Below are 23,370 nucleotides of genomic sequence, written 5' to 3'. Positions count from 1 at the left end.
TGGTGCGCGTTCTTTTGCGCCTTCTCAGGAGAACACATGAACACTTCAACCGCCACCATGGCGACCGGCGACGCCGAGCGCGTCGGCCCGGCCTTTTCCGTCGACGGCATGCTCGCCGCGCGCAACAAGACGCGCCAGGCGATTCGCGACATCGCGGCACGGATCAGACCGGGCATGGTGGAAGAAGACGCCGTCGAGATGGCCAGGCAGGTCCTGATCGATGCCGGCCTCACGCTGAGCTGGCACCCGACGCGCGTGCGCTTCGGCCGCAATACCGTCAAGCCGATGCGGCAGGCGTCCGAACCCGGCGTAGTGCTGCAGGAAAACGATATCTTTTTCATCGACATCGCACCGCGCCATGACGCGTGGGAAGGCGACGGCGGCGCTGCTTTCATGGTCGGCAGCCAGGACGATTACGCGCGCTGCGCGCAGGATGCTGAAGCCGTGTTTCATGCCGCACGACGCGCGTGGAGCGAACAGCAATTGAGTGGAGAAGCGCTGTACGCCTTCGCGGAAAACGAAGTGCGCAAGCGCGGTTGGGAATTGAATTTCGATCTGCCGGGACACCGCGTGTCGGATTTTCCGCACGCCGCAATTCACACAGGATCACTGGCAGAATTCGAAGGCGTGCCGTCGGCGGTGCGCTGGATTCTGGAGATCCATTTGCGCCATCCTGACCATACTTACGGCGCCTTCTTCGAGGACATGCTGCTGGAAGATAGCTACTACGTTTGACTGTCGTGTTCGCTACGCACCGTGAATGGTACGTAGCGAACTAGCTTGTCGAATCAAGCTTCTTCACCCAGGAAACCGCCACTCTGATGCGACCACAGGCGCGCATACAGACCGTTGTGCGCCAGCAGCTCCTGATGGCTGCCTTGCTCGACGATGCGGCCCTGATCCAGCACGATCAGGCGGTCCATCGCGGCGATGGTCGACAGGCGGTGGGCGATAGCGACCACGGTCTTGCCTTCCATCAGGCGATACAGGCTTTCCTGAATCGCCGCTTCGACTTCCGAATCGAGCGCGCTGGTCGCTTCATCCAGCAACAGGATGGGAGCGTCCTTCAACATCACGCGCGCGATCGCGATGCGCTGGCGTTGTCCGCCGGATAATTTCACACCACGTTCGCCGACGTGCGCATCATAGCCTTTGCGGCCATGCGCATCGGCCAGGCTGCCGATGAAATCATGCGCCTCGGCGCGATGCGCGGCGGCGATCATGTCATCGTCGCCGGCATCGGGACGGCCATAAAGAATGTTGTCGCGCACCGAGCGGTGCAGCAGTGAGGTATCCTGCGTCACCATGCCGACTTGCGCGCGCAGGCTGTCCTGCGTGACGTGGGCGATGTCCTGGCCGTCAATCAGTACGCGGCCCTGTTCGACATCGTAAAAGCGCAGCAGCAGATTGACGATGGTCGACTTGCCCGCGCCGGAACGTCCGACCAGGCCGATCTTTTCACCGGGCTGAATGTTCAGGTTCAGCTTGTCGATCACCTGGCGTGCATCGGGACCGGTGGCGCCGTAGGCGAAACTTACCTCTTCAAAACGCAGTTCGCCGCGCTTCACTTGCAATAGCTGTGCATCCGGCAAATCCTTCACCTCATGCGCGCGCGACAGCGTGTTGATGCCGTCCTGCACGGTGCCGACGTGTTCGAACAGGGCCGCCATTTCCCACATCACCCAGTGCGCGATGCCGTTCAGGCGCAGCGCCATCGCGGTCGCCGCCGCCACTGCGCCGATACCGACCTGGCCTTGCGTCCACAGCCACAGCGCAACGCCGGCAGTCGACAGGATCAGCACCATGTTGAGCGAGTGATTGACGATTTCAAAGCCGCTCACCAGACGCATCTGGCGGTTCACCGTGACCAGAAAGTCCTGCATCGCGCTGCGTGCATAACCGGCCTCCCGACCGGCGTGTGAAAACAGTTTGACGGTCGCGATATTGGTGTACGCATCGGTGATGCGGCCGGTCATCGTTGAACGCGCATCCGCCTGATTGCGCGCCACCTTCGACAGGCGCGGCACGAAGTAGCGCAGCGCCGCCATGTACAGCACCAGCCAGCCGAAGAAGGGCAGTAGCATCCACAGATCGAAGTTGCCGACGACTGCCGCCATCGTGACGAAGTAGATCATCACGAACACCAGGATGTCGCCCATGATCATGCACACGTCGCGCACCGCGAGCGCTGTCTGCATCACCTTGGCGGCGACGCGGCCGGCGAATTCGTCCTGATAGAAACTCATGCTCTGGTTGAGCATCAGGCGATGAAATTTCCAGCGCAGCATCATCGGAAAAGCGCCCGCCAGCGTCTGATGCTTGAAGAAGGTCTGCAGCGCAATCAGCACAGGGCTGCCGGCCAGCACCACGGCCAGCCACATCAGGCTGCTGCGTTCCTGCGTCCACAACTGCGACGGCTCGATGTGGCTGAGCCAGTCGACGATGCGGCCCATCATCGCGAACAGCAGTGCTTCAAATGCGCCGATGATCGCGGTCAGTGCCGTCATTGCAACGATGTAGCGGCGCAAGCCCTGGGTGCAGGCCCAGATGAACGCTGTAAAGCCGCGCGGCGGCGGCTTGGGAATATTGTCGGGGTAGGGGTGAACCAGTTTTTCAAACCATGCGAGCATGCAATCTCCAGAATATCGGCACAGTATCGGCGCCGCGCGCAGCAGCCTGGTGCTGGAGTCCGCGCAAGACCGATGCAGTGAAGAACACCGATTTTAACCCGTTCACCAAAACGGGGCGGCTGCTCCATACCTGTCGTCCTGACGAAAGTCAGGACCCAGCGCCGTCTCGGCGTTTGCTGGGACGACAGCTCGTGGGATAGCAGCAAGTGCCAGACTGTTGCACTTGGTTGCATTTAAACGCAAGCTGAAATATTGCGGATTGCTTATCATCGCAGATGATCTTGCACAGAACCCATCCGGAACTCACATGACAGCCAACAAGAAAAAAGCCTTCGACCGCCGCGCCATCTGGCAGCTCATCAAACCATACTGGATCTCGGAAGAACGCTGGAAGGCCTGGGGCCTGCTGGCGGTGATCATCGCGCTGGTGCTGGTCATGGTCTATATCAACGTGCTCATCACCGACTGGAATCGCACCATGTACGATTCCATGCAAAACAAGGATTACGTCGCCTTCAAGAGCCTGCTGTGGCAGTTCAGCTACCTGGCCTTTGCCTACATCGTCGTCGCCACTGCGCGCATCTATCTGACGCAATCGCTGCAGATCCGCTGGCGCAGCTGGATGACCGACAAGTACATGGCCAAATGGCTGGCGCATCATGCCTACTACCGCATGGAGCAGGGCCACATCGCCGACAACCCCGATCAGCGTATCGCCGAAGATCTGCGCTCGCTGACGTCGAACACCATCAGTCTGGTGCTGGGCTTCATCTCCAGCGCCGTGACGCTGGTGTCGTTCGTGGGCATTCTGTGGGCCATCAGCGGCCCGGTGTCGTTCGCCCTGATGAATCGCGAATGGGTGATACCCGGTTACATGGTGTGGTTTGCCATCGCTTATGCCGGCGTCGGGTCGTGGATCATCTGGTGGATCGGCAAGCCGCTGGTGGTGCAGAGTTTCAACCAGGAGCGCTTTGAGGCGAACTATCGTTTCGGTCTGATCCGCATCCGTGAACATGCGGAAGCGGTTGCACTGTATCGCGGCGAGCGGCGTGAACGCGATGAACTCAATCTGCGTTTTGAGGACATTCGCCAAAACTGGTGGGCCATCATGCGCACCACCAAAAGCCTGAATATCGCGACCAACTTCTACGGCCAGTTCGCGATTATTTTCCCGCTGCTGGTGGCGGCGCCGCGCTACTTCTCCGGCGCCATTTCGCTGGGTGTGCTGATGCAGCTCAGCAGCGCCTTCGGCCAGGTGCAGGACGCCTTGTCGTGGTTCATCAACGCCTTCACCACGCTGGCCGACTGGAAGGCCAGCATCAACCGTCTGGCCGGTTTCAACCTCGCCGTCGAGCAGGCGCAGAAGCAGCCCGCCAGCATTTCGGTGGAACGCAACAATGTCGGCGCCATTTTGCTCGACAAGGTCGACCTTGCCTTGCCCGACGGCAGCGCGCTGATCGGTGGCGTTAATGGTGCGATTCATCCCGGCGAGCGCATCCTGGTCAGCGGTCCGTCGGGTTGCGGCAAGTCGACGTTGTTCCGCGCCATCGCCGGTATCTGGCCGTACGGCGGCGGCGACATCCAGATCCCGCACAAGTCCAAACTGATGTTCGTGCCGCAATCGAGCTATCTGCCGATCGGTACGCTGCGTTCGGCGCTGGCATATCCGGCAGATGACAGTGCTTACACCGATCTGGCGATGTGCCACTACCTCGACCTGTGCCGGCTGTCGCACCTGAAAGACAAGCTCGACGTCTACAACAACTGGGGCAATCGCCTGTCGCCCGGCGAGCAGCAGCGCCTGGCGTTTGCACGCGTATTCCTCACGCGCCCTGAAGTGGTTTTCCTGGATGAAGCCAGCAGCGCCATGGACGGCGAAACCGAAGAAGCGCTGTACTCCCTGCTGCAGGAAGAACTGCCGCAGTCGGCCATCGTCAGCATCGCCCACCGTGAAACCGTGGCACGCTATCACCAGCAGCGCTGGCATTTTTCCAACCGCAACAATGCGCCAGGCGACAGCGTCAGCCGTCTCAGCATCCAGCCGCTTTAGCAGCATCTACAACATCCGCAACATTGCGCGACGCCGATGCATGGGATCCATGGCATCGCGCAATGCTTACTTTGCATAACGGCTGTTGCGCGTCTGTGCAAGAATGTCTCTATTCCCCGAACTTCCCTGTCTGAACTTTCAAAAAGAAAACGTCCCATGAACGATCCTATCGTGTACCTCAACGGCGACATGACGCCGCTCTCCGAAGCCCGCATCCCTGTGCTTGATCGCGGCTTCATCTTCGGCGACGGCGTGTATGAAGTGATCCCGATGTATGCCCGCAAACCGTTCCGCGGGACGCATCACATTGCGCGCCTGTTCCGCAGCCTCGGCACCATCGGTATTACCAATCCGCATAGCGAAGCCGAATGGCTGGCGCTGATCGACCGTGTGGTGCAGGCCAACGATCTCAGCGACCAGATCGTCTATATCCAGGTCACGCGCGGCGTCGCCAAGCGCGGTCATGCTTTTCCCAAGGATCCGGTCACGCCGACCGTGTTCATGATGACCAGCCCGCTGGCGGTGCCATCGGCTGAAGTGCGCGCGAAGGGCGTGGCTTGCGTGACCATGCAGGACAAGCGCTGGCTCAACTGTCAGATCAAGTCGACTTCGCTGCTGGGCAATGTGCTGGCCGCGCAATACGCCGCCGAGCACGAAGTCACCGAAACCATCCAGTTCCGCGACGGCTTCCTGAGCGAAGCGTCGTCGTCCAACGTCTGGATCGTCAAGGACGGCAAGCTGTCGGCGCCGCCGAAGGACAACCTGATCCTCGAAGGCATCCGCTACGGCCTGATCGAAGAGTTGTGCAAGTCGCAGGGCATCGTGTTCGAAGCGCGCCGCATCACGCAGGAAGAAGTCTTCGCCGCCGATGAAGTACTGCTGTCCTCGGCCACCAAGGAAGTCTTGCCGGTGGTCACCATCGACGACAAGGCCGTCGGCAACGGCAAGCCGGGTCCGGTGTTCGCCAGGCTGTACGCGGCGTATCAGGAAGCCAAAGCCGCGCTTTGATACGGCGGTTTTGCCGATGAGAAGCCGCATGTCTTGCCGCAAGCCAAGACATGCGCAAACCGGCTGGTGCATGGCGTAAAATAGGCGCAGTTCCTTGCAGTCCCTATTGAAAGTCGAAAGCCGTACACCATGCCAGCTCCTACCGAAGAATCCCTGATCGAATATCCCAGTGACTTTCCCATCAAAGTCATCGGCATCATGCACGATGAGTTCGCCAATACCATCGTCGAGATGGTTACCGAATACGATCCCACTTTTCACGCCGGCAAGGTCGAGATGCGTCCGTCCCCGAAAGGTAATTACCTGTCGCTGACCGTCACCGTTCGCGCCACCAGCCGCGAGCAGCTTGACAATCTGTACCGCGCCTTGTCCGGTCATGAAATGGTCAAGTTCGTGCTGTAAGCCATGCTGCAAGGCGTAAAAAAACCGGTTCGCTCTCGCCAGAGCCGAACCGGTTTTTCTTTGTGCGAAGACTTTTGCTGTAAAGACCTCTGATCTAGCGCGCCAGCTTGAAGATACTGACCACCTGCGCCAGACGTCCGGCCTGATCCTGCAACGACTGCGCTGCTGCTGCTGCCTGTTCCACCAGCGCCGCATTCTGCTGCGTTGCTTCATCCATCAGCGTGATCGCCTGACCGACTTCGCTGATGCCGGCGCTTTGTTCCTGGCTGGCCGAGCTGATTTCGCCGACGATATCGGTGACGCGTTTCACGCTCGCCACGACTTCGTTCATGGTTTCACCGGCCTGCACCACCAGCTTGCTGCCGACATCCACCTTCGATACCGAGTCGTCGATCAGCGTTTTGATTTCTTTCGCTGCGGCCGAAGAACGCTGCGCCAGGCTGCGCACTTCCGACGCCACCACCGCAAAGCCGCGGCCTTGTTCGCCGGCGCGTGCCGCTTCCACCGCGGCATTCAAGGCGAGGATATTGGTCTGGAAGGCAATGCCGTCAATCACGCTGATGATGTCCACAATCTTGCGCGACGAATCGTTAATGGAACCCATGGTGTCGACCACCTGACCGACCACGGCGCCACCCTGAATCGCAACTTCGGAGGCTGACACGGCGAGCTGATTCGCCTGGCGCGCGTTGTCGGCATTTTGTTTCACCGTGGAAGTCAGTTCTTCCATCGCCGATGCGGTTTCTTCCAGCGAGCCGGCTTGCTGCTCGGTGCGCGAGGACAAGTCCAGATTGCCGCTGGCGATTTCGCTCGATGCGGTGCTGATGGTGTCGGTACCCACACGTACCTGGCTGACAATGTTGAGCAGGTTGTCGTTCATCGTCTTCAATGCGGTCAGCAGCTGGCTGGTTTCGTCCTTGCCTTCGGCGACGATGGTGGAGCTCAGATCGCCTGATGCGACGGTTTCGGCAATGCCGACGGCCTGCGTCAACGGGCGTGTGATACTGACCGTCAACAGCCATGCCAGCACGCCGCCCAGCACCAGTTCCACCACGCCGAGAATGATCAGCAGACTGCGGCTGGAAAGATAATAGTCGCTTACCGCATTGGCAGAGTTGGTGATCTCCTGGCGCTGCATGTCGCGGAATTTGGCGACGCTGTCGGCATAAGCCTGATACTGCGGAATGAGTTTTTCGGCCGTCATCTTCTTGACGGTATCCATGTCGCCGGCTTTTTTCAGTTTGAAGACTTCAACACGGGTAGCGTTATATTCATCGCGGATCTTGTTGATCACAGCTAGCTGCGCGATTTCTTGCGGCGCCGTGTTGGTTTCTTCGACCTTCTTGCGGATCGGCAATACGCGCGCCGATTCAGCCGTGATCTGCGCCTGGAAGTATTGCTGCGCGTCGGCGTCTTCTGTCTTGATCACCGCCAGCGTACGGATGCCGCTTTCGCGAATCACGGCCAGCCATTCATTGGCGTTGCGTTCATTCACGATGGAGTCGGTGGTCATCGACACGACGGCGGTATTGATCTGTTGCAGGCGCCAGACGCTGATGCCCAGCATGACGACCATCAACATCAGAATGACGACAAAACCGATGCCGAGGCGTACGCCGATTTTTAGATTTTTCATGTTCGATCTCCTAACGAAACGGATGAAACTTAATGCAGAAAATGCCCGGCATAAGGACGGGTAAGACGACAACAAGCAAGCGGTGAAATCAAAGACAGCAATGCGGCAGCCGACGCGAAGCGAAGCACAAAATTTCTTGCGGATAGCAATCGGTGCTGCGCATGCAAAGGGGAGAGGGTTTTATCAGCATCTCATTCGTTGCCTGCCGCACTGGCCGTAATCCGTGCGACGCCCTGGGCAAACAAACGCGGATGCTTGTCGGCAATTATCCTTGCCGCTCTATGTACATACGATAGGGTATTTCACAGCCCGGCAAGCAGGCGAACAGAGAGGTTTTCCCGCAGCATTTGCTTGTTTGCGGGAATTGGCGTGTTGTCGCCGCGTACCAGGATCAGCCGGGCCAGCGGCTGTGTGCTTTGAAAAGCGCGATTTCTTCTTCCAGCCATTCCCTGAATTGCCGCACCTGCGGCTTTACCGCCACGTCCGGCACGGTGACGAAGTAGTAGGCGCGGTCGCTCAGCAGCGCGATGTCGAACAGGCGCACCAGTTCGCCGGCGGCAATTTCCTGCGAGGCGATGGCGTGACGCGTCAATGCCACACCGGCGCCGTCGGCGGCAGCGCGCAAGGTCAGTGACGAATCCTCGGTCACCAGTCCGCCGGCGGGATCGGGCAGATCCAGACCGGCCAGCGCAAACCACGGCAGCCAGGATTCCTGCAGGCCGTCCATGCGCAGCAGCGTACAGTCGCGCAATTGCTGCGTCGATGACGGCAGGCGGCCCTGGCGATAATGCGGGCTGGCCACCGGGTAGTAAAACTCTTCGAGGATCTTTTCCGACTTCAGGCCCGGATAAACGCCCACCCCGAAGCGCAGGCCGACGTCGATGCCGTCGCGCGCCAGATCGTTGAGATGGCTGCTCGATTGCAATACCACCTCGATGCCGGGATGGCGGTCGACGAATTTCCACAGCCGCGGCGCCAGCCAGCGCGAGGCGAAGGAGGGCGGCGACGACACCACCAGCCGTTGCTGCCGGTTCTGCTCCTGCAAGGCTTCGGCCGCAGTAGCGATGTCGCCCAGCGACTTGCGGATGGCGGCAGCAAAGCGCTGGCCGCTTTCCGTGATGGCGATGCGCTTGCCGTTGCGGGTGAACAACTGCAATCCCAATTCTTCTTCCAGCGCGCGGATCTGGTGGCTGATCGCGCCCGGCGTTACGTGGATCTCTTCCGCCGCACGCGAAAAGCTTTCATGCCGCGCCGCCGCTTCAAAAGCGCGCAGTGCAGCCAGGTTCGGCAGCTTGCGGAAATCGACCATCGATGAATGTCTTTGTGAGAAAAATTAGCAAGAACTGAGAATATATATCGTTTTGGTTTGACCGTGGCGCTGACTAGAATACCTCTATCGATCAGGTACTTGCTATCCACAAAAAGCAACAGGACGCCGCGAGCGAGCGATCGGCCAACCCGGAAACGGTAATACAAAGAGGTGAAGTCATGCAAAATATTTTCACTAGAAGGCAAATCCGGCTGCAAGCCGGCGAGGTGAGATCGCTACAGGTCACGCGCCCGGTCTGCCTGCAAGTCGGCAGCGGCCGCGTGTGGGTGACCATCGAAGGCGGCCGTACCGATTACTGGCTTTCCGGCGGGCAAAGCCTGGATATTCCCGGTCACGGCCTGGTGGTGATTGAGTCGGTCAATACCGCCAGCAAGCTGCAGGTCGGCCTGTGCCGCCGTCACTGGATCGTGCGCCTGACCGGGCTCGCCAATGGGCTGACGCGCCGTTTCAGCAGCCGCAATCAGGCCGGCAGAACCGCGACAAAAATCGCCGAAGCGCCGGGAAGCTGCGGCCAGTAAGGCTTTCAACAAAAACTTGCCGCATGGACAATCCATGCGGCGCGGGCGGCGATCCGGGATTTTCGTTACACTTGCCGGCATGCGAACCGCTCCACAGATCATTCACCGTGGCGTCGAGGCTTACGAAACCAGCTTCAACGCCATGCGCGCCTACACCGACAGCCGCACCGCCGAATCCCCCGACCAGCTCTGGATCGTCGAACACCCGCCGGTGTTCACCCTCGGGCTGGGCGCCGACATCGCCCACGTGCTCAATCCTCACGCCATTCCCGTGATCCAGACCGACCGCGGCGGCGAAGTCACCTATCACGGGCCCGGCCAGGTGGTGATTTACCTGCTCATGGACCTGCGCCGCAATCATCCCGGCGCGCGCCTGTTCGCCCGCGAATTCGTGCAAAAGATCGAGCAGGCGGTGATCGACACGCTGGCGGCGTATAATCTCGCTGGTGAGCGCAAGCAGGGCGCGCCCGGCATCTATGTCAGTTCAGGGCCGTGGCAGGGCGCCAAGATTGCAGCGCTGGGATTGAAAATCCGCAGCAACGGTTGTACCTATCACGGCGTGTCGCTCAATGTAGCGATGGATCTGGCGCCGTTTTCCTGGATCAACCCTTGCGGCTATGAAGGCCTCGCTACCGTCGACATGCAGACGCTGGACGTCGCCGCTTCGCTGAGCGACGTGCAAACGCTGCTCGCCGACAAACTCGTTGAGCATTTTGCTTTTTCGCCATCCGCGTGAGATGGCATCAGAAATCACTACTATGACTACCGACATCACTACAGCCGACGCTGCGCTGCGCAACCCCACCGACAAGCAAAAGGGCGCCGGCAAAACGGCCTGGATCCCGATCAAGATCATGCCGGCGGAAAAGCTCAAGAAGCCCGACTGGATTCGCGTCAAGGCCGGCTCGCCGACCACCCGCTTCTACGAAATCAAAGACATCCTGCGCGCCAACAACCTGGTGACGGTGTGCGAAGAAGCGTCCTGCCCCAACATCGGCGAATGCTTCGGCAAGGGCACCGCGACCTTCATGATCATGGGCGACAAGTGCACCCGCCGCTGCCCGTTCTGCGACGTCGGCCACGGCCGTCCCGATCCGCTCGATCCGAATGAGCCGGAAAATCTCGCCAAGACCATCGCCCAGCTCAAGCTGAGCTACGTCGTCATCACCAGCGTCGACCGCGATGACCTGCGCGACGGCGGCGCCGGCCACTTTGCCGCCTGCATCCAGCGCGTGCGCGAACTGTCGCCTGAGACACGCATTGAAATCCTGACCCCGGACTTCCGCGGCCGCATGGACCGTGCGCTGGAAATCCTCAAGATGGCCCCGCCGGACGTCATGAACCACAATCTCGAAACCGCTCCGCGCCTGTATAAGGAAGCGCGTCCCGGTTCCGACTACGAATACTCGCTGAACCTGTTGAAGCGTTTCAAGGACCTGCATCCGAACACCCCGACCAAGTCCGGCATCATGGTCGGCCTCGGCGAGACCGACGAAGAAGTCCTGCAGGTCATGCGCGACATGCGCGCCCACAATGTCGACATGCTCACCATCGGCCAATACCTGATGCCAAGCGGCGACCACTTGCCGGTGCGCCGTTACGTACACCCCGACACCTTCAAGATGTACGAAGAAGAAGCCTACAAGATGGGCTTCGTGCACGCGGCGGTCGGCGCGATGGTGCGTTCCAGCTATCACGCGGATCAGCAGGCGCACGGTCTGGTTGGTTAAGTCATTTTCGCCGGTAGCATGCAGTAACACGGCGTAAAAAAACGGCCTGGTTCTTCAATGATCCAGGCCGTTTTTTATTCCGCTTCCATTCTCGAATCGCCTGCTTAGTTCAGTGCGAGTTTCCATCCCACATCCACGCCCACAACCCCGGTAAATGCAGCGGCTTGGAACGGTCCGTGACCGTGCGCGCCATGACCGCGCGCTGCAGCGCCGCGCTGTCATCGTAGAACGGTTTGGCGGCTACCGTCAGGCCGGTTTCCTGTGCGCTGTCGAGCAGGATCTGCATGTATTCCTGCATATGGCGCGAGGTGTAGCGATTGAGATCGTGGAACGTCACTTCCACCGGAATCACGCCATCAACCGTCGGCAGTTCGCCGTCTGCAATGCGCTCGCGCACTTCCGACAATTGCCGCACGATATTCGAGCGGCGGCGCAGGCTGAAGTTGTAGCCCCAGATCTTGCCGTCATTCAGACTGACGTCGGTCATCAGCACATGAAAGCCATGCTGCTGATACGCGGCGAAAGTGCGTTGATCGAAATTCCAGAACGGCGGACGTAAAAACGTCGGCGCCGCGCCGGTGATGGCGGCAATGTCGGTGCTGCCGTTGGTGAGCGATTGTTCCAGGGCCTGCGGATTCAGATCCCGATGATTAGTATGTCCCGGCGTGCTGGTATGGAAACCCAGGATATGGCCTTCCTCGTGCTCGCGGTGCATGATCTGGCGGCCGAGTTCGCTGCCGCCGGCACCGTGCGCGCGGGTCTGTACAAAGAACACCGCCTTGATGCCGGGCTGTATCGGATTGTTGGCGAGATCGTCGAGGATCGACAGCGTCGGATTGAAAAACCCCGATGCGCTGGGGCCGTCGTCAAAGGTCAGCAGGAAACGAATCGGCGCCTGCACATGCAGGCGCTGTTCGGTCAGCGGCGTCAGCGCGATGGGCGGCGCGATACAGCCGCTCAGGCTGAGCGCGACAGCAATTGCAGACAAAGCGGCAGAGAGTTGTTTCAAGTTGCGGACCTGTCATCTGGAACGCATTTCATCAACAGGCGTGAAATGCGTTCTTTTTTATCGTGTCGACAAATCCACAGACAAGCCGCACAGAAGCACAAAGGCCGCGCGATTATACCTGAGCAGTTTCAGCAAACTTAAGAAGGATGGCTGGCGGGAAAGCCTTTGTGGCTGGCCCGCCACGCCACTGCCAGTGTCGGCGCCAGCAACACCAGCAAGGCCCACGGAAACGACCTTACGCCGACAGTATCGAGCAGCACGCCGCCGACCACGCCGCCGCCGGCAATCGCCAGATTCCATACCGTCACGATCATCGACTGCGCGACGTCGGCCGCTTCACCGGCGTTCTTGGCAGATGCGGTCTGGAACAAGGTCGGCACGCCGCCATAGGCCAATCCCCACGCCGCCACGCCGACGTATACCACCGCCGGGACATCGCTCCACACGCCCAGCACAATCGCGGCGAAAGCAAACAACACGATGCTGATCAGCACCAGCGTGCGCAGCCAGCGGTCGATCAGGACGCCGGTCACCCAGATCGAGGCCAGCGCACTTACGCCGAAGATCAGCAGAATCATGCCGACGCTGTTCGCCATGCCTACCGGAGCAAGGAAGGGTGCGATGTAGGTATAGAGAATGTTATGCGCCAGCACGAACGCCAGCGTCACGAATAACACCGGGCGCACGCCGGGCAGCATGAACACCTGCGCAATCGACAGATGCCTGCCGGCTTTCTGGCCGGGAAAATCCGGCACCCTGGCCAGCGCCCACACGATCAGAATCAGCGTCATTGCACTCATGATGCCGAAGGTCGGACGCCAGCCCACGCTCGCACCGAGGAAGGTCGCCGCCGGGATGCCGAGCGAGAGCGCAATCGGAATGCCGGCCATCGTGACGGCGATCGCGCGGCCTTGCAAATGCGCCGGCGCCATACGTGCCGCGTAACCCGCCATCAACGCCCACACCATGCCGGCGAACACGCCTGCAAAGAAGCGCGCGGCCAGTGTCAGCGGATAGCTGGCCGACACCGCCGTGATGGTATTGACGATCACAAAGCCGATGATTGCCGTCATCAGCAAGGGTTTGCGCCGCCAGCTCTGCGTCGTCGCCGTCAGCGGAATCGCGGTGACCATGGAGCCGATCGCATACAAGGTGACAAGCTGGCCGATCAGCGACTCCGACACGCGCAGGTCGGCGCTCATCTGCGGCAGCAGACCTGCCGGCATGGCTTCGGTGAGGATGGTGATGAAGGCCGCCATCGCCAGCGCCAGCAAGCCGGCAAGAGGAAGGCGATCGGAGGAGGGAGAAGACGGCGGCGCCGCAGCGAGGGCATCGCCATCAGCGGTGGTGGCGGAAGTCGAGGTCATGAAGTACCAATCAAGAGAATTAATCGAAATAGCAAAAGCGGCACCTGTCGCACGTTGTGTGCCGCATGCAGACAAGATAGGTTGATTTGGCACTGCGGACAATTGGGCTATAGTTCCAAATAAAACGGACATAATGTCCGCAATAGCATTTGCGAGGAAACCGCATGGATAGCCTGAGCTCACTCAACGCCTTCGTACAAGCTGCAGAGACGCGCAGTTTTACAGCCGCCGGACGCCAGCTCGGCGTGTCGGCATCCGCCATCGGCAAAGCCATCAGTCGCCTGGAAGAGCGGCTCAGCGTGCGCCTGTTTCATCGTTCCACACGCACCATCACGCTCACGCCGGAAGGCATGACATTTCTGGAGCGCTGCCGCCGCATCTTCAGCGAGATCGAAGCTGCCGAGCTGGAGATGGCGCAAACGCAAGGCGCGCCACGCGGCAAGCTGCGGGTGAGCATGCCCATCGTCGGCATGTTGATGATGCCGGCGCTGGGCGACTTCATGCGTGCTTATCCGGAGATCGAACTGGATCTCGATTTCACCGACAGGCTGGTTGATGTGGTGGGGGAGGGATTGGATGCCGTGGTGCGCTCGGGAGAAGTCAGCGATTCGCGCCTGGTGACGCGCAATCTCGGAAAATTCACCTTCAGGCTGGTCGGCTCACCGGGTTACTTCAAACAAGCCGGCACGCCGCAAAAACCGGCTGATCTGTTGCAGCACGCCTGCCTGCAACACCGCTTCGCCACCAACGGCAAGCTGGAACGCTGGCCGCTGCGGCAAGGACGCAAGGACCTTCAGCTGGAGCTGCCGGCCACCGCCGTAGTGAACACCATCGAGCCATTGATTCATCTGGCGGAACAGGGACTGGGCATCGCCTGCCTGCCGGACTTTGCGATACGCCGGCAGCTACAAGAACGCCGTCTGGTGACGGTGCTCGACAGCTACATCCACCATTCGGGCACCTTCCGCATGCTGTGGCCGTCGAGCAAGCATCTGTCGCCGAAGCTGCGGGTGTTTGTCGACTTCATGGCGAGTCATCTGTTTACTCGCTGAGTGTTTTCCATCTGCGCCGGAAAAATTCATCAACGCCTTGTGTCGGACAGATCTCCCAGCGTATTCGCCACCAGCAATCTGAACCACCGATGCGCTGCGTCGTTATGAAAGCGTGCATGCCAGAACTGTTTGACGGTCAGGTCCGGCAGTTTCACCGGCAATTCGAACATGCGGATGTCCGCCAACTGGGCAAACAATTCCGCCAGTTCGCTCGGCACGCAAGCGATGTAATCCGATGTCGCCACCAGGCCCGGCACCGTCAGCAGATACGGCACGCTGACGCCGACCTTGAGGCGTTCGCCCTGATGGCGCAATTCTTCATCGAGCAGTTGATTGGTGAGCGACAGGGTGCCGGCCAGCACGTGTTCGCTGTCGACAAATTGTTCCATCGACATCTTGATCGCTTGATTTTTAGCCGCCTTGTTTTTTGCGCCGATCTTCCCGCTACGCACGATGCCCACCAGCGAGCGGCGGAACAGCGTCTGCTGATACAGGTTGTCGCCCATCTTGCCAAGGTAGCCGATGGCCAGGTCGATGGCGCCGTCCTGCAGCGCCGATGCCAGTTCCAGCGACGGCACCTGAATCGGTTTGAGCGTCGCGTGCGGCGCATGCTCGCGCAATGCGCCCAGCAGTTTCGGCAGCAGCACGATCATCCCCATGTCGCTCAGGCAAACCGAAAAGGTGCGCGTCGTGGTCTGCGCATCGAAGGCTTTCACATCCCAGATTTCGCGCTGGATCAGCGCCAGCGTCGCGATGGCGCCTTGCGCAATGCGTTCGCCGGTCGGCGTGGGCGCCATCACCGAGCCCGCGCGCACGAACAGATCGTCCTGAAAGCTCACGCGCAGACGGCTCAGCGCATGGCTCACGGCGGGCTGCGTCAGGCCCAGTCTTTCCGCCGCGCGCGACACGGTTTTCTCTTCGAACAAGGCCTGTATCACGTACAGGAAGTTCAGGTCGGGGGTATTCATATATGAGCCGGATGTATAGTAATTATTAAATTCATTCCGCGCGTTTATAGCGGTCTCGCGCGTAGTATGCCCATGCTTTCCGCTGGAAAACAAGCAGCCGCCCGAACTGGCCGGTTCCGGGCTGTGCGCGCTTCTCTGCGTGTGCACTGCGCTGTATAAATGCCATGCATGCTCTCTATGAGTTTCATTGGATGGTGTTATATCTCTCGTCTCCCTAGAATCAAACGCGTCGGCCAGCTTGCTCCAGCCATCACGGAGCAAGGCGTGCGCGACTCAAAAATCACAACGATGCGGAGACAAGATGAGCGGGATGCTCAGCCGCAGCTATTTCAGCGGGACATCAAATGAAATCTCATGCCGGATTCGCGGCGACCGTTTTCCTGACCGTGCTGGCAGGGGGAGCAATGTTCGCACTTGTCTTCACGGCGCAAGGAGCGCGGCATCAGAATCTGATGTTAGGCATCGCCGGCACCGCTCTGCTGGCGCTGATCGCAAGCAACTGGTTGCTGTCGCGCGGCCTCGCGCGACGCAGCGCCAGTGTGTTGCAGGACATGCAGTCGCTTGGCGCGGGACGGCTTGCGCTGGAGGATGAACGTCGCCTTGCCGGCAGCGAACTTGATCAGGCCATCGCCACCTTGCGTCGCCGCATGGCCGATGTCGTCACCAAAGTGCGCAACGGCACCGTCGGTTTCGCCATGACCTCGGGTTTGCTCTCGACTGACAACAAGGCCTTGCTGGAGCGCACCGATAAGCAGGGTGCACTGTTGCAGCAGACGGCGGCATCAACCGAACAGATCACCTCCAACGTACGGCAGAACGCCGACAACGCGCACAAGGCCAACGAGCTGATCGCCACAGCTGCACAAGCTGCTGCGCAAGGCGGCGAAGTGGTCCACAACGTCGAGACCAACATGGCCGGCATCCGAGACAGTTCGCGCCGCATCGCAGACATCATCAACGTGGTCGACGGCATCGCGTTTCAGACCAATATCCTCGCGCTCAATGCCGCCGTGGAAGCGGCGCGTGCAGGAGAGACAGGACGCGGCTTTGCCGTGGTGGCGACGGAGGTGCGAGTACTGGCGCAGCGGGTAGCGGCTGCTTCCAAAGAGATTCAGACGCTCATCATCGATTCGGTCAGCAAGGTGGAAAGCTGCGACAGGCAGGTGCTGCTGGCCGGCACCACCATGCGCAAGATCGTGTCGTCGGTCAGCAGCGCTGCGACCATCATGCAGGAAATCAGCAGCGCCAGCCGCGAGCAGAGCAGCGGCGTGGCGACCATTAACGACACCATCGCCCAGCTCGACCAGATGACGCAGGAGAACGCCAGGCTGGTCGATGAGATTTCTGCGGCTGCCGCCAACCTGCATCGCCAGGCGGTGACGCTGACCAACGTCGTGTCGCACTTCGATCTCGGCTCGGACGAATTCGGCACGCGCGAAGATGCCGTGACACTGGTCGACTCCGCCATCGAGCATGCCGAAGCGGAAGGCTTGCCCAGTCTGATCGAGAAGGTCAACGATCTGGTGGAGCGGCGCTTTGCGGATCGCGATCTGTATCTGGTGGTGGTCGGCCTGGCCGACGGCGAGATCGTCGCCCACGGCGGCAACCCGCGCCTGGTCGGCGTCGACACACGCAAGCATCGCGACCCCGGCGGCAAGCCCTTCGGACAAGAGATCGTCGACACCGCCAGACATCACGGCACCGGCTGGGTCGATTTCAAGTTCGCGCATCCGGTCACGCAGGAGATCAGGACCAAGTCGGCCTATGTGCGCCGGCTCGGCGACTGCCTGGTGTCCTGTGGCTTTTATACGCGCTGAACAACAGGCTCAGGCTTACTCAGTCAGACATGCCTGTTTCGCCGTCCTCCCAGCGAGCGCCGGGACCCAGTGTCGTGAGGACTTGTGACAAGCGCCGTTACGACACTGGGTTCTGACTTTCGTCAGGACGACAGCGGTGCTGTGCGAGGCAATGAGAAGGTTTTTAACGCCGGACTGAATGCGCCTGACAGGTGCTTAACTCCAGAACGGTAAAACATCTTGAGGCGGTTCTTCCCTGGTGCGGCGTGTGACTCTCTCCTCCACGCTGCACCATTTTTTTTGGCCTCAGGCGCGACGAAGATAGCGAGAGATAGCGAGCCAGATAATGAATCGGATGCATGTGATGTATGCAATCCATTATATGGATTAATAGTGTGACGAGGTCTAACATCAAGCTCCATAAAGCAGCTCAAAAACAGCTCGAAAAAAGCTCAATAAGCGAACTCATCAAAGCAAGATCTTCAGGAGACACAGGTGTTTGATTGCGACGTCCTCATCGTCGGCGGCGGTCCCGTCGGTTTGTTTCTGGCGGCTGAACTCGGCCAGCGCGGCATCAGCGTGCAGGTGTTCGACGCCAAGCCGGGCACGGCGCGTCATCCTGCCGCCAACGCCAACAGCGCGCGCACGATGGAACACTTCCGCCGCATCGGCATCGCTGACGAAGTGCGCGCCGCCGGCCTGCCAGGCGATTATTCTCCCGACATCGCTTACTTCACTTCCATCGGTCAATATGAGCTGGCGCGCCTGTCGCAGCCGAGTTCCGCCGACGCCGTCGAGTGGGCGAAGCAGCACGACTTCACCTGGCCTACCGCCGAGCCGCCGCATCGCTGCTCGCAGCTGTATGTTGAACCGATCCTGTTGAAAGCGGCCTTGCAACATCGCTGCTGCAACGTGCATTTTTCGGCGGTAGTGGAATCCTTCGAACAAGACGCACAAGGCGTCACCGCCATCGTTAATCTGGAACAGACCGCCACACGCGAAGCACGCCAGCGCAAGGTGCGCGCGCGTTACCTGATCGGCTGCGACGGTCCGCGCAGCAGCGTGCGCAAGGCGCTCGGCATTCGCTATAACGGCGTGGCCGGCGAGAAGCGGGGCTTCATGGGCGGCCAGATGGAGGCGGTGTATTTCCACGCGCCCACGCTGTACACGGCGAGCCGCAAGCGTCCGGCATGGCAATACTGGACCTTCAGTCCGACACAGCGCGCCTTGCTGATCGCGGTCGACGGTCGCGGCGACTTCATCATGAACGTGCAGCCGCAAGACGATCAGCCGCTTGATCCGGAACTGGTGCGCAAGCGCATCGCCACCGCCATTGGCGCCGACATCCCTTTCGAGATCAAGAGCACTTCATCATGGACCGCCGGCTTTGCGCTGGTAGCGGAACGTCTGTCGCAGGGCCGCGCCTTTCTTGCCGGCGACTCCGCGCATCTGTTCACGCCGACCGGCGGTCTCGGCTACAACACCGGCATCGATGACGCCGCCAACCTGGCGTGGAAACTCGCCGCGCTGGTCAATGGCAGCGGCGGCCCCGCGCTGGCCGAGAGCTATCACGCCGAACGTCATCCGGCGGCATTGCGCAACACCGCCTTCGCCCGTGAATTCGCCGACAGCATCGGCCACGTGCAACTGCCTGCCGCCGCGTTCGAAGACGGACCGCAAGGCGACGCCGCCCGCGAAGCGGCAGGGCGCTATCTCGACTTCCACGCCTATCGCGAATTCATGATTCCCGGCGTACATCTGGGCATGCGCTACGAACAGTCGCCGCTGCTGGTGGCTGAAGCCGGCAGCCCCGGTCTCGATGCGGCCAACCTGTACCTGCCGTGTGCGCGGCCCGGCCATCGCGCGCCGCATGCCTGGTTGCGCGACGGACGCTCCCTGTATGCGCTGTTCGGCATGGGCTTCACGCTGCTCACGCTCAATGCCGGCAACGCCACGCAAATCGACCCGGGCAAACTTGCCGGTTATCTGCCAGGCCTGACCTGCGTCACCGTCGCCGAGCGCGCCGTGCGCGAGCTGTACCAGGCCGACTTCGTACTGGTCCGGCCCGATCAGCACGTGGCGTGGCGCGGCAACGTGCTGGACGCCGGCTTCGCTGCCGTTGCCGCGCGTGCGCTCGGGCATGAAAGAGAACCGGCGCCGGTACATCTGACCGAGCCGGAGCGGCTGGCGCCATCAGCGGCGCGCAGCGAATACGCCGGCGCCTGAATCAATTTTCTGAATCGGCAAGACCACAAGGACGAACGCAATACCTTTTCAACATCAACAAACAAAAGATCCGCACAGCGGACTTCACCTGCAGGAGACAAGGAAAATGCACGCACAAGCAGTGTCGTCAGATGCCGTGATGAACGGCAGCAAGACATCGGGTTTGCAAATATTGACGCTGGTTTTATGTTTCATGGTGGTGGCCTGCGATGGCTTCGATCTTGCCGCAGTCGGCTATGTCGCACCATTGTTGAAGAAGGCGTGGGCGCTGACGCCTGCGCAGCTGGGGCCGATCTTTGGCGCCGGCTTGTTCGGCCTCACCGTCGGCAGTTTTGTGTTCGGGCCCTTGGCCGACCGCATCGGCCGCAAGCGCGTGATCGTGATGTCGATGCTGGTGTTCGGCATCGGCACGCTGGCCTGCGCTTACGCCGACTCGGCCAGCACGCTGGTGCTGCTGCGTTTTCTGACCGGCGTCGGTCTGGGCGGCGCGATGCCGACCGCGATCACGCTGTCGTCGGAGTTCAGCCCCGAGCGCAATCGCGCCTTGCTGGTGACGCTGATGTTCTGCGGCTTCACGCTTGGTCTGGCGTGCGGCGGCGCGCTGGCGGCTTTGCTGATTCCGTCTTATGGCTGGCAGGGTGTGTTCATTTTTGGCGGCATCGTGCCGCTGGTGCTGACACCCATCATCTGGATTTTCTTGCCGGAGTCGCTGCGCTTCATGGCCGGGAAAAAGAAATTCGAAGCGGAGTCGCGCAAGGTGCTGGAACGTCTGACGGGCAATCCGTACGCGACTCTGGCGGAAGCGATTCCCGACGAACGCCGCGACGGTAATCACGGTGGCGACAAGAAAGCCGGCATCCTCGCCACGCTGTTCAGCCGTCACTATCGCGCCGGCACCATGCTGCTGTGGCTGGCCTTCTTCTGCACGCTGTGGGTGTATTACCAGATCAGCAGCTGGCTGCCGACCGTGATCACCGAAGGCGGGATCGCCGTCACGCAGGCTGCCACCATCGGCGCCATGATGCCGGTCGGCGGCACCATCGGTTCGCTCATCAATGCGCGTCTGATGGATCGCCACAATCCCTTTGCCGTGCTGAGCGTGTCTTACCTGATCGCGGCGATCTCCATCGTCTGCATCGGCCCGGCGGTGCATCACGCAGGCTGGCTGTACGTCACCGTGTTCTTTACCGGCTTCGGATTGTCCGGCGCACAGACCGGCGCCAACGTGCTGGTCTCCGGTTTCTACTCAACCGTGGCGCGCGCCACCGGCGTGAGCTGGGCGCTGGCGGTGGGCCGCATCGGTTCCATCATCGGCTCGATGACGGGCGGTTTGCTGTTGGCGGCCTTGCCGTCGGCGCAGATGGCGTTCGTCGTGTTCGCGGTGCCTGCCGTGATTGCAGGCGTGTCGATGTTCAGCGCAGGACGGCTGTACCACGGCAAGGCCAGGCCGGAATAAGGCTGGTCGGATTTGATTCATTACCTATAAAACAGAACGAGGGCAGGAGACATGAAACTGAACAAATTATTCGCATGCTTGCTGAGCGCAGGCCTGGCATGTGCCGTAGCACCGGCGATGGCGCAGACAGCCAATACGACCAGCGTCACGGTGTACGGCATTCTCGACACCGGCGTGGAATACATCACCCACGCCAACGCCGCCGGCAACAGCATATTGCGCATGCCGGGCATCACCGGCAGCATGCCGTCGCGCATCGGCTTCCGCGGTACGGAAGATCTGGGCGGCGGACTGGCCGCGCAATTCGTGCTGGAAAATGGCTTCAATGCCCGCGCCGGCGACATCAACCAGGGCGGCCGCCTGTTCGGCCGCCAGGCTTGGGTCGGCATCAACAGCCCTTATGGACTGGTGTCGTTCGGCCGCCAATACAACATGATGTTCTGGGCGATTCTGGATGCCGACATCATCGGCCCGGACATCTACGGCGGCGTCGGTTCCTTCGATGCCTATATCCCGAATGCACGCAGCGACAACACGGTTTCCTACAAAGGCAAATTCGATAGCGTAACCGTCGGCGCCACCTATTCCTTTGGCCGCGACAGCACCGGTACCGGCAATGCGCCGGGGCAGGGCACGTGCGCCGGTGAAGTCGCGGGCGACACGCAAGCCTGCCGCGACTGGTCGGCAATGCTGCGCTACGACGGCGCCAACTTCGGCATCGCCACGGCATATGACCGGCAACAAGGTGGCGCCGGCGCCGCCGCCAACTTCTACAACGGCGTTGCGCCATTCGCCATCACTTCGTCGGGCGACAAGGATGCGCGCACGCAACTGAACGGTTACTTCAAGGCCGGCGATCTCAAGATCGGCGGCGGCTGGCTGGGCCGCAAGGTCACCGCAGCAATCGGCAACCGCGAAGTGAAGTCCGACCAGTACTACCTGACAGCAGCCTATCTGTTTACGCCGCAGTTCACGCTGGACGGCGGCTACTACCGCATCATCAACAAGCAGCAGGATGCGCGCGGCACCATCAGCGTGGTGCGCGGCACCTACGCCTTGTCCAAGCGCACCTCGGTCTATCTGCAGACTGCCTATCTGGCCAACAGCGCGCAGGCCGCTTACACCTTGAGCCAGGGCGGCGCCGGCGCCAGCCCGGGCAAGGGCATGAACCAGTGGGGCACGATGATCGGCATGCGCCACGCTTTTTGATTTGAATTACATGTCGCATGAAATGTTTTAATGCCGCCGGCATGGTGCCGGCGGTGTGTCTGGAGAGTGGAAATGAGATACATCAGTTTTGAACAAGACGGCAAGGCCTTGCTCGGCGTACGCGACGGCAAACAGATTCGCGTGCTGGGCGAAGAAACCCTGGAACAGTTGCTGGCGCGCGGCGTCGATCTGCAAACCTATGGCCGCGATACGGAAAGCAAGGGAACGGTCGAAGAAACCGGCCTGAAACTCCTGCCGCCGCTGCGCCGTCCGACCAAGATCATCTGCGTCGGCCTGAACTTTGCCGACCATACCAAGGAAAGCAATTTCAAGCAGCCGGACTATCCGACCATCTTCCTGCGCCTGAACACCAGCCTGATCGCGCACAACCAGCCGATGATCCGTCCCACGGTGTCCGACAGCCTCGACTTCGAAGGCGAAATCGCCGTGGTGCTCGGCAAGGGCGGCAAGAATATCAGCAAACAAGACGCGCTCAGTCACGTCGCCGGCTACGCCTTGTTCAACGACGGCTCGGTGCGCGAATACCAGTTCAAATCCCCGCAATGGACCGTCGGCAAAAACTTCGACGGCACCGGCGCCTTCGGTCCCGACCTGATCACCGCAGATGAGTTGCCGCCCGGCGCCAAGGGATTGTTGCTGGAGACTCGCCTCAACGGTGAAGTGGTGCAATCGGCCAACACCGACACCATGGTGTTCGACGTCGAATCGCTGATCTCCATCCTCAGCGAAGCCTTCACCCTGGAAGCCGGCGACGTCATCGTCTCGGGCACGCCATCGGGCGTGGGCTGGGCGCGTACGCCGAAGCTGCTGATGAAGCACGGCGACGTCTGCGAAGTCACGGTGGAACGCATGGGCACGCTGACCAACAAGATCGTCGACGAAGCGGCACGCTGATCGGCAAAAACAATAACAAGCGGCGCAGCGAATCCCTGTTCCGTCGTCCCGGCGAAGGCTGGAACACG

At 60.7% G+C, this 23,370-nt stretch carries 19 protein-coding genes; 13 read left to right on the top strand and 6 right to left on the bottom strand.

Going from position 1 to position 23,370, the window contains the following annotated elements; all coding sequences use genetic code 11:
• The first annotated feature begins 36 nt into the window (after window positions 1–36).
• Window positions 37–735, top strand: coding sequence for a M24 family metallopeptidase (locus tag AC1RN6_RS20210; RefSeq protein ID WP_493007222.1), 699 nt, complete (start codon window positions 37–39; stop codon window positions 733–735).
• 53 nt (window positions 736–788) lie between these two features.
• Here AC1RN6_RS20210 and AC1RN6_RS20205 read toward each other — a convergent pair whose 3' ends face one another.
• The gene (locus AC1RN6_RS20205; RefSeq protein ID WP_493007221.1) at window positions 789–2,630 is read right to left on the bottom strand and encodes an ABC transporter ATP-binding protein; all 1,842 of its coding nucleotides are present in this window, start codon (window positions 2,628–2,630) and stop codon (window positions 789–791) included.
• 307 nt (window positions 2,631–2,937) lie between these two features.
• On the opposite strand from AC1RN6_RS20205, the gene AC1RN6_RS20200 reads away from it, so the two are divergent.
• From AC1RN6_RS20200 to AC1RN6_RS20190, 3 genes are all read left to right on the top strand, one after another.
• The gene (locus AC1RN6_RS20200) at window positions 2,938–4,680 is read left to right on the top strand and encodes an ABC transporter ATP-binding protein/permease (RefSeq protein ID WP_493007220.1); all 1,743 of its coding nucleotides are present in this window, start codon (window positions 2,938–2,940) and stop codon (window positions 4,678–4,680) included.
• 156 nt (window positions 4,681–4,836) lie between these two features.
• Window positions 4,837–5,688 (top strand): D-amino acid aminotransferase, encoded by an 852-nt coding sequence (locus AC1RN6_RS20195; RefSeq protein WP_493007219.1) that lies wholly within the window; start codon window positions 4,837–4,839, stop codon window positions 5,686–5,688.
• Window positions 5,689–5,817: 129 nt separating this feature from the next.
• Window positions 5,818–6,090: an HP0495 family protein gene (locus tag AC1RN6_RS20190; RefSeq protein ID WP_493007218.1), complete on the top strand. Its 273-nt coding sequence runs from the start codon at window positions 5,818–5,820 to the stop codon at window positions 6,088–6,090.
• 94 nt (window positions 6,091–6,184) lie between these two features.
• On the opposite strand, the gene AC1RN6_RS20185 is transcribed toward AC1RN6_RS20190, so the two are convergent.
• Window positions 6,185–7,726 (bottom strand): methyl-accepting chemotaxis protein, encoded by a 1,542-nt coding sequence (locus AC1RN6_RS20185; RefSeq protein ID WP_493007217.1) that lies wholly within the window; start codon window positions 7,724–7,726, stop codon window positions 6,185–6,187.
• A gap of 391 nt (window positions 7,727–8,117) precedes the next feature.
• A complete protein-coding gene (gene gcvA / locus AC1RN6_RS20180) occupies window positions 8,118–9,035 on the bottom strand; it encodes a transcriptional regulator GcvA (protein ID WP_493007216.1) in 918 nt (305 codons plus the stop codon).
• A gap of 179 nt (window positions 9,036–9,214) precedes the next feature.
• On the opposite strand from gcvA, the gene AC1RN6_RS20175 reads away from it, so the two are divergent.
• The 3 genes from AC1RN6_RS20175 to lipA all read left to right on the top strand — a co-directional run bounded on the left by AC1RN6_RS20175 (window position 9,215) and on the right by lipA (window position 11,304).
• Window positions 9,215–9,574 (top strand): DUF2917 domain-containing protein, encoded by a 360-nt coding sequence (locus tag AC1RN6_RS20175; protein WP_493007215.1) that lies wholly within the window; start codon window positions 9,215–9,217, stop codon window positions 9,572–9,574.
• A gap of 79 nt (window positions 9,575–9,653) precedes the next feature.
• On the top strand, window positions 9,654–10,310 hold the full coding sequence (gene lipB, locus AC1RN6_RS20170) for a lipoyl(octanoyl) transferase LipB (RefSeq protein ID WP_493007214.1): 657 nt from the start codon (window positions 9,654–9,656) through the stop codon (window positions 10,308–10,310).
• Between the two features lie 22 nt (window positions 10,311–10,332).
• Window positions 10,333–11,304: a lipoyl synthase gene (lipA, locus tag AC1RN6_RS20165; protein ID WP_493007213.1), complete on the top strand. Its 972-nt coding sequence runs from the start codon at window positions 10,333–10,335 to the stop codon at window positions 11,302–11,304.
• Window positions 11,305–11,413: 109 nt separating this feature from the next.
• Here lipA and AC1RN6_RS20160 read toward each other — a convergent pair whose 3' ends face one another.
• Window positions 11,414–12,313: a polysaccharide deacetylase family protein gene (locus AC1RN6_RS20160; RefSeq protein ID WP_493007212.1), complete on the bottom strand. Its 900-nt coding sequence runs from the start codon at window positions 12,311–12,313 to the stop codon at window positions 11,414–11,416.
• 137 nt (window positions 12,314–12,450) lie between these two features.
• Complete coding sequence (locus AC1RN6_RS20155) at window positions 12,451–13,680, bottom strand: MFS transporter (RefSeq protein ID WP_493007211.1); 1,230 nt, start codon at window positions 13,678–13,680, stop codon at window positions 12,451–12,453.
• 164 nt (window positions 13,681–13,844) lie between these two features.
• On the opposite strand from AC1RN6_RS20155, the gene AC1RN6_RS20150 reads away from it, so the two are divergent.
• Window positions 13,845–14,732: a LysR family transcriptional regulator gene (locus AC1RN6_RS20150; RefSeq protein WP_493007210.1), complete on the top strand. Its 888-nt coding sequence runs from the start codon at window positions 13,845–13,847 to the stop codon at window positions 14,730–14,732.
• A 29-nt stretch (window positions 14,733–14,761) separates the two neighbouring features.
• Here the strand turns inward: AC1RN6_RS20150 and AC1RN6_RS20145 are convergent, their stop codons facing one another.
• Window positions 14,762–15,700: a LysR family transcriptional regulator gene (locus AC1RN6_RS20145; protein ID WP_493007209.1), complete on the bottom strand. Its 939-nt coding sequence runs from the start codon at window positions 15,698–15,700 to the stop codon at window positions 14,762–14,764.
• A 344-nt stretch (window positions 15,701–16,044) separates the two neighbouring features.
• Here AC1RN6_RS20145 and AC1RN6_RS20140 point away from each other — a divergent pair, with 344 nt between their 5' ends.
• From AC1RN6_RS20140 to AC1RN6_RS20120, 5 genes are all read left to right on the top strand, one after another.
• Complete coding sequence (locus AC1RN6_RS20140; protein WP_493007208.1) at window positions 16,045–17,517, top strand: methyl-accepting chemotaxis protein; 1,473 nt, start codon at window positions 16,045–16,047, stop codon at window positions 17,515–17,517.
• 474 nt (window positions 17,518–17,991) lie between these two features.
• A complete protein-coding gene (locus AC1RN6_RS20135) occupies window positions 17,992–19,722 on the top strand; it encodes an FAD-dependent oxidoreductase (RefSeq protein WP_493007207.1) in 1,731 nt (576 codons plus the stop codon).
• Window positions 19,723–19,828: 106 nt separating this feature from the next.
• Window positions 19,829–21,178 carry an MFS transporter gene (locus AC1RN6_RS20130; RefSeq protein ID WP_493007206.1) on the top strand — a complete coding sequence of 450 codons (1,350 nt, stop codon included), beginning with the start codon at window positions 19,829–19,831 and terminating at the stop codon, window positions 21,176–21,178.
• 51 nt (window positions 21,179–21,229) lie between these two features.
• On the top strand, window positions 21,230–22,387 hold the full coding sequence (locus tag AC1RN6_RS20125) for a porin (protein WP_493007205.1): 1,158 nt from the start codon (window positions 21,230–21,232) through the stop codon (window positions 22,385–22,387).
• 72 nt (window positions 22,388–22,459) lie between these two features.
• On the top strand, window positions 22,460–23,302 hold the full coding sequence (locus AC1RN6_RS20120; RefSeq protein WP_493007204.1) for a fumarylacetoacetate hydrolase family protein: 843 nt from the start codon (window positions 22,460–22,462) through the stop codon (window positions 23,300–23,302).
• Window positions 23,303–23,370: the final 68 nt, after the last annotated feature.

The organism is Herbaspirillum sp. GW822-FHT03A08, assembly GCF_058801885.1.
Note: the sequence above shows the minus strand (reverse complement) of the source record. Positions and strands in the feature narration are given on the sequence as shown.

Excerpts from the sequence above, each read along its gene's own strand:
- AC1RN6_RS20210 (WP_493007222.1), top strand. The coding sequence starts at position 37 with ATGAACACTTCAACCGCCACCATGGCGACCGGCGACGCCGAGCGCGTC.
- AC1RN6_RS20205 (WP_493007221.1), bottom strand. The coding sequence starts at position 2,630 with ATGCTCGCATGGTTTGAAAAACTGGTTCACCCCTACCCCGACAATATT.
- AC1RN6_RS20200 (WP_493007220.1), top strand. The coding sequence starts at position 2,938 with ATGACAGCCAACAAGAAAAAAGCCTTCGACCGCCGCGCCATCTGGCAG.
- AC1RN6_RS20195 (WP_493007219.1), top strand. The coding sequence starts at position 4,837 with ATGAACGATCCTATCGTGTACCTCAACGGCGACATGACGCCGCTCTCC.
- AC1RN6_RS20190 (WP_493007218.1), top strand. The coding sequence starts at position 5,818 with ATGCCAGCTCCTACCGAAGAATCCCTGATCGAATATCCCAGTGACTTT.
- AC1RN6_RS20185 (WP_493007217.1), bottom strand. The coding sequence starts at position 7,726 with ATGAAAAATCTAAAAATCGGCGTACGCCTCGGCATCGGTTTTGTCGTC.
- gcvA (WP_493007216.1), bottom strand. The coding sequence starts at position 9,035 with ATGGTCGATTTCCGCAAGCTGCCGAACCTGGCTGCACTGCGCGCTTTT.
- AC1RN6_RS20175 (WP_493007215.1), top strand. The coding sequence starts at position 9,215 with ATGCAAAATATTTTCACTAGAAGGCAAATCCGGCTGCAAGCCGGCGAG.
- lipB (WP_493007214.1), top strand. The coding sequence starts at position 9,654 with ATGCGAACCGCTCCACAGATCATTCACCGTGGCGTCGAGGCTTACGAA.
- lipA (WP_493007213.1), top strand. The coding sequence starts at position 10,333 with ATGACTACCGACATCACTACAGCCGACGCTGCGCTGCGCAACCCCACC.
- AC1RN6_RS20155 (WP_493007211.1), bottom strand. The coding sequence starts at position 13,680 with ATGACCTCGACTTCCGCCACCACCGCTGATGGCGATGCCCTCGCTGCG.
- AC1RN6_RS20150 (WP_493007210.1), top strand. The coding sequence starts at position 13,845 with ATGGATAGCCTGAGCTCACTCAACGCCTTCGTACAAGCTGCAGAGACG.
- AC1RN6_RS20145 (WP_493007209.1), bottom strand. The coding sequence starts at position 15,700 with ATGAATACCCCCGACCTGAACTTCCTGTACGTGATACAGGCCTTGTTC.
- AC1RN6_RS20140 (WP_493007208.1), top strand. The coding sequence starts at position 16,045 with ATGAAATCTCATGCCGGATTCGCGGCGACCGTTTTCCTGACCGTGCTG.
- AC1RN6_RS20130 (WP_493007206.1), top strand. The coding sequence starts at position 19,829 with ATGCACGCACAAGCAGTGTCGTCAGATGCCGTGATGAACGGCAGCAAG.
- AC1RN6_RS20125 (WP_493007205.1), top strand. The coding sequence starts at position 21,230 with ATGAAACTGAACAAATTATTCGCATGCTTGCTGAGCGCAGGCCTGGCA.
- AC1RN6_RS20120 (WP_493007204.1), top strand. The coding sequence starts at position 22,460 with ATGAGATACATCAGTTTTGAACAAGACGGCAAGGCCTTGCTCGGCGTA.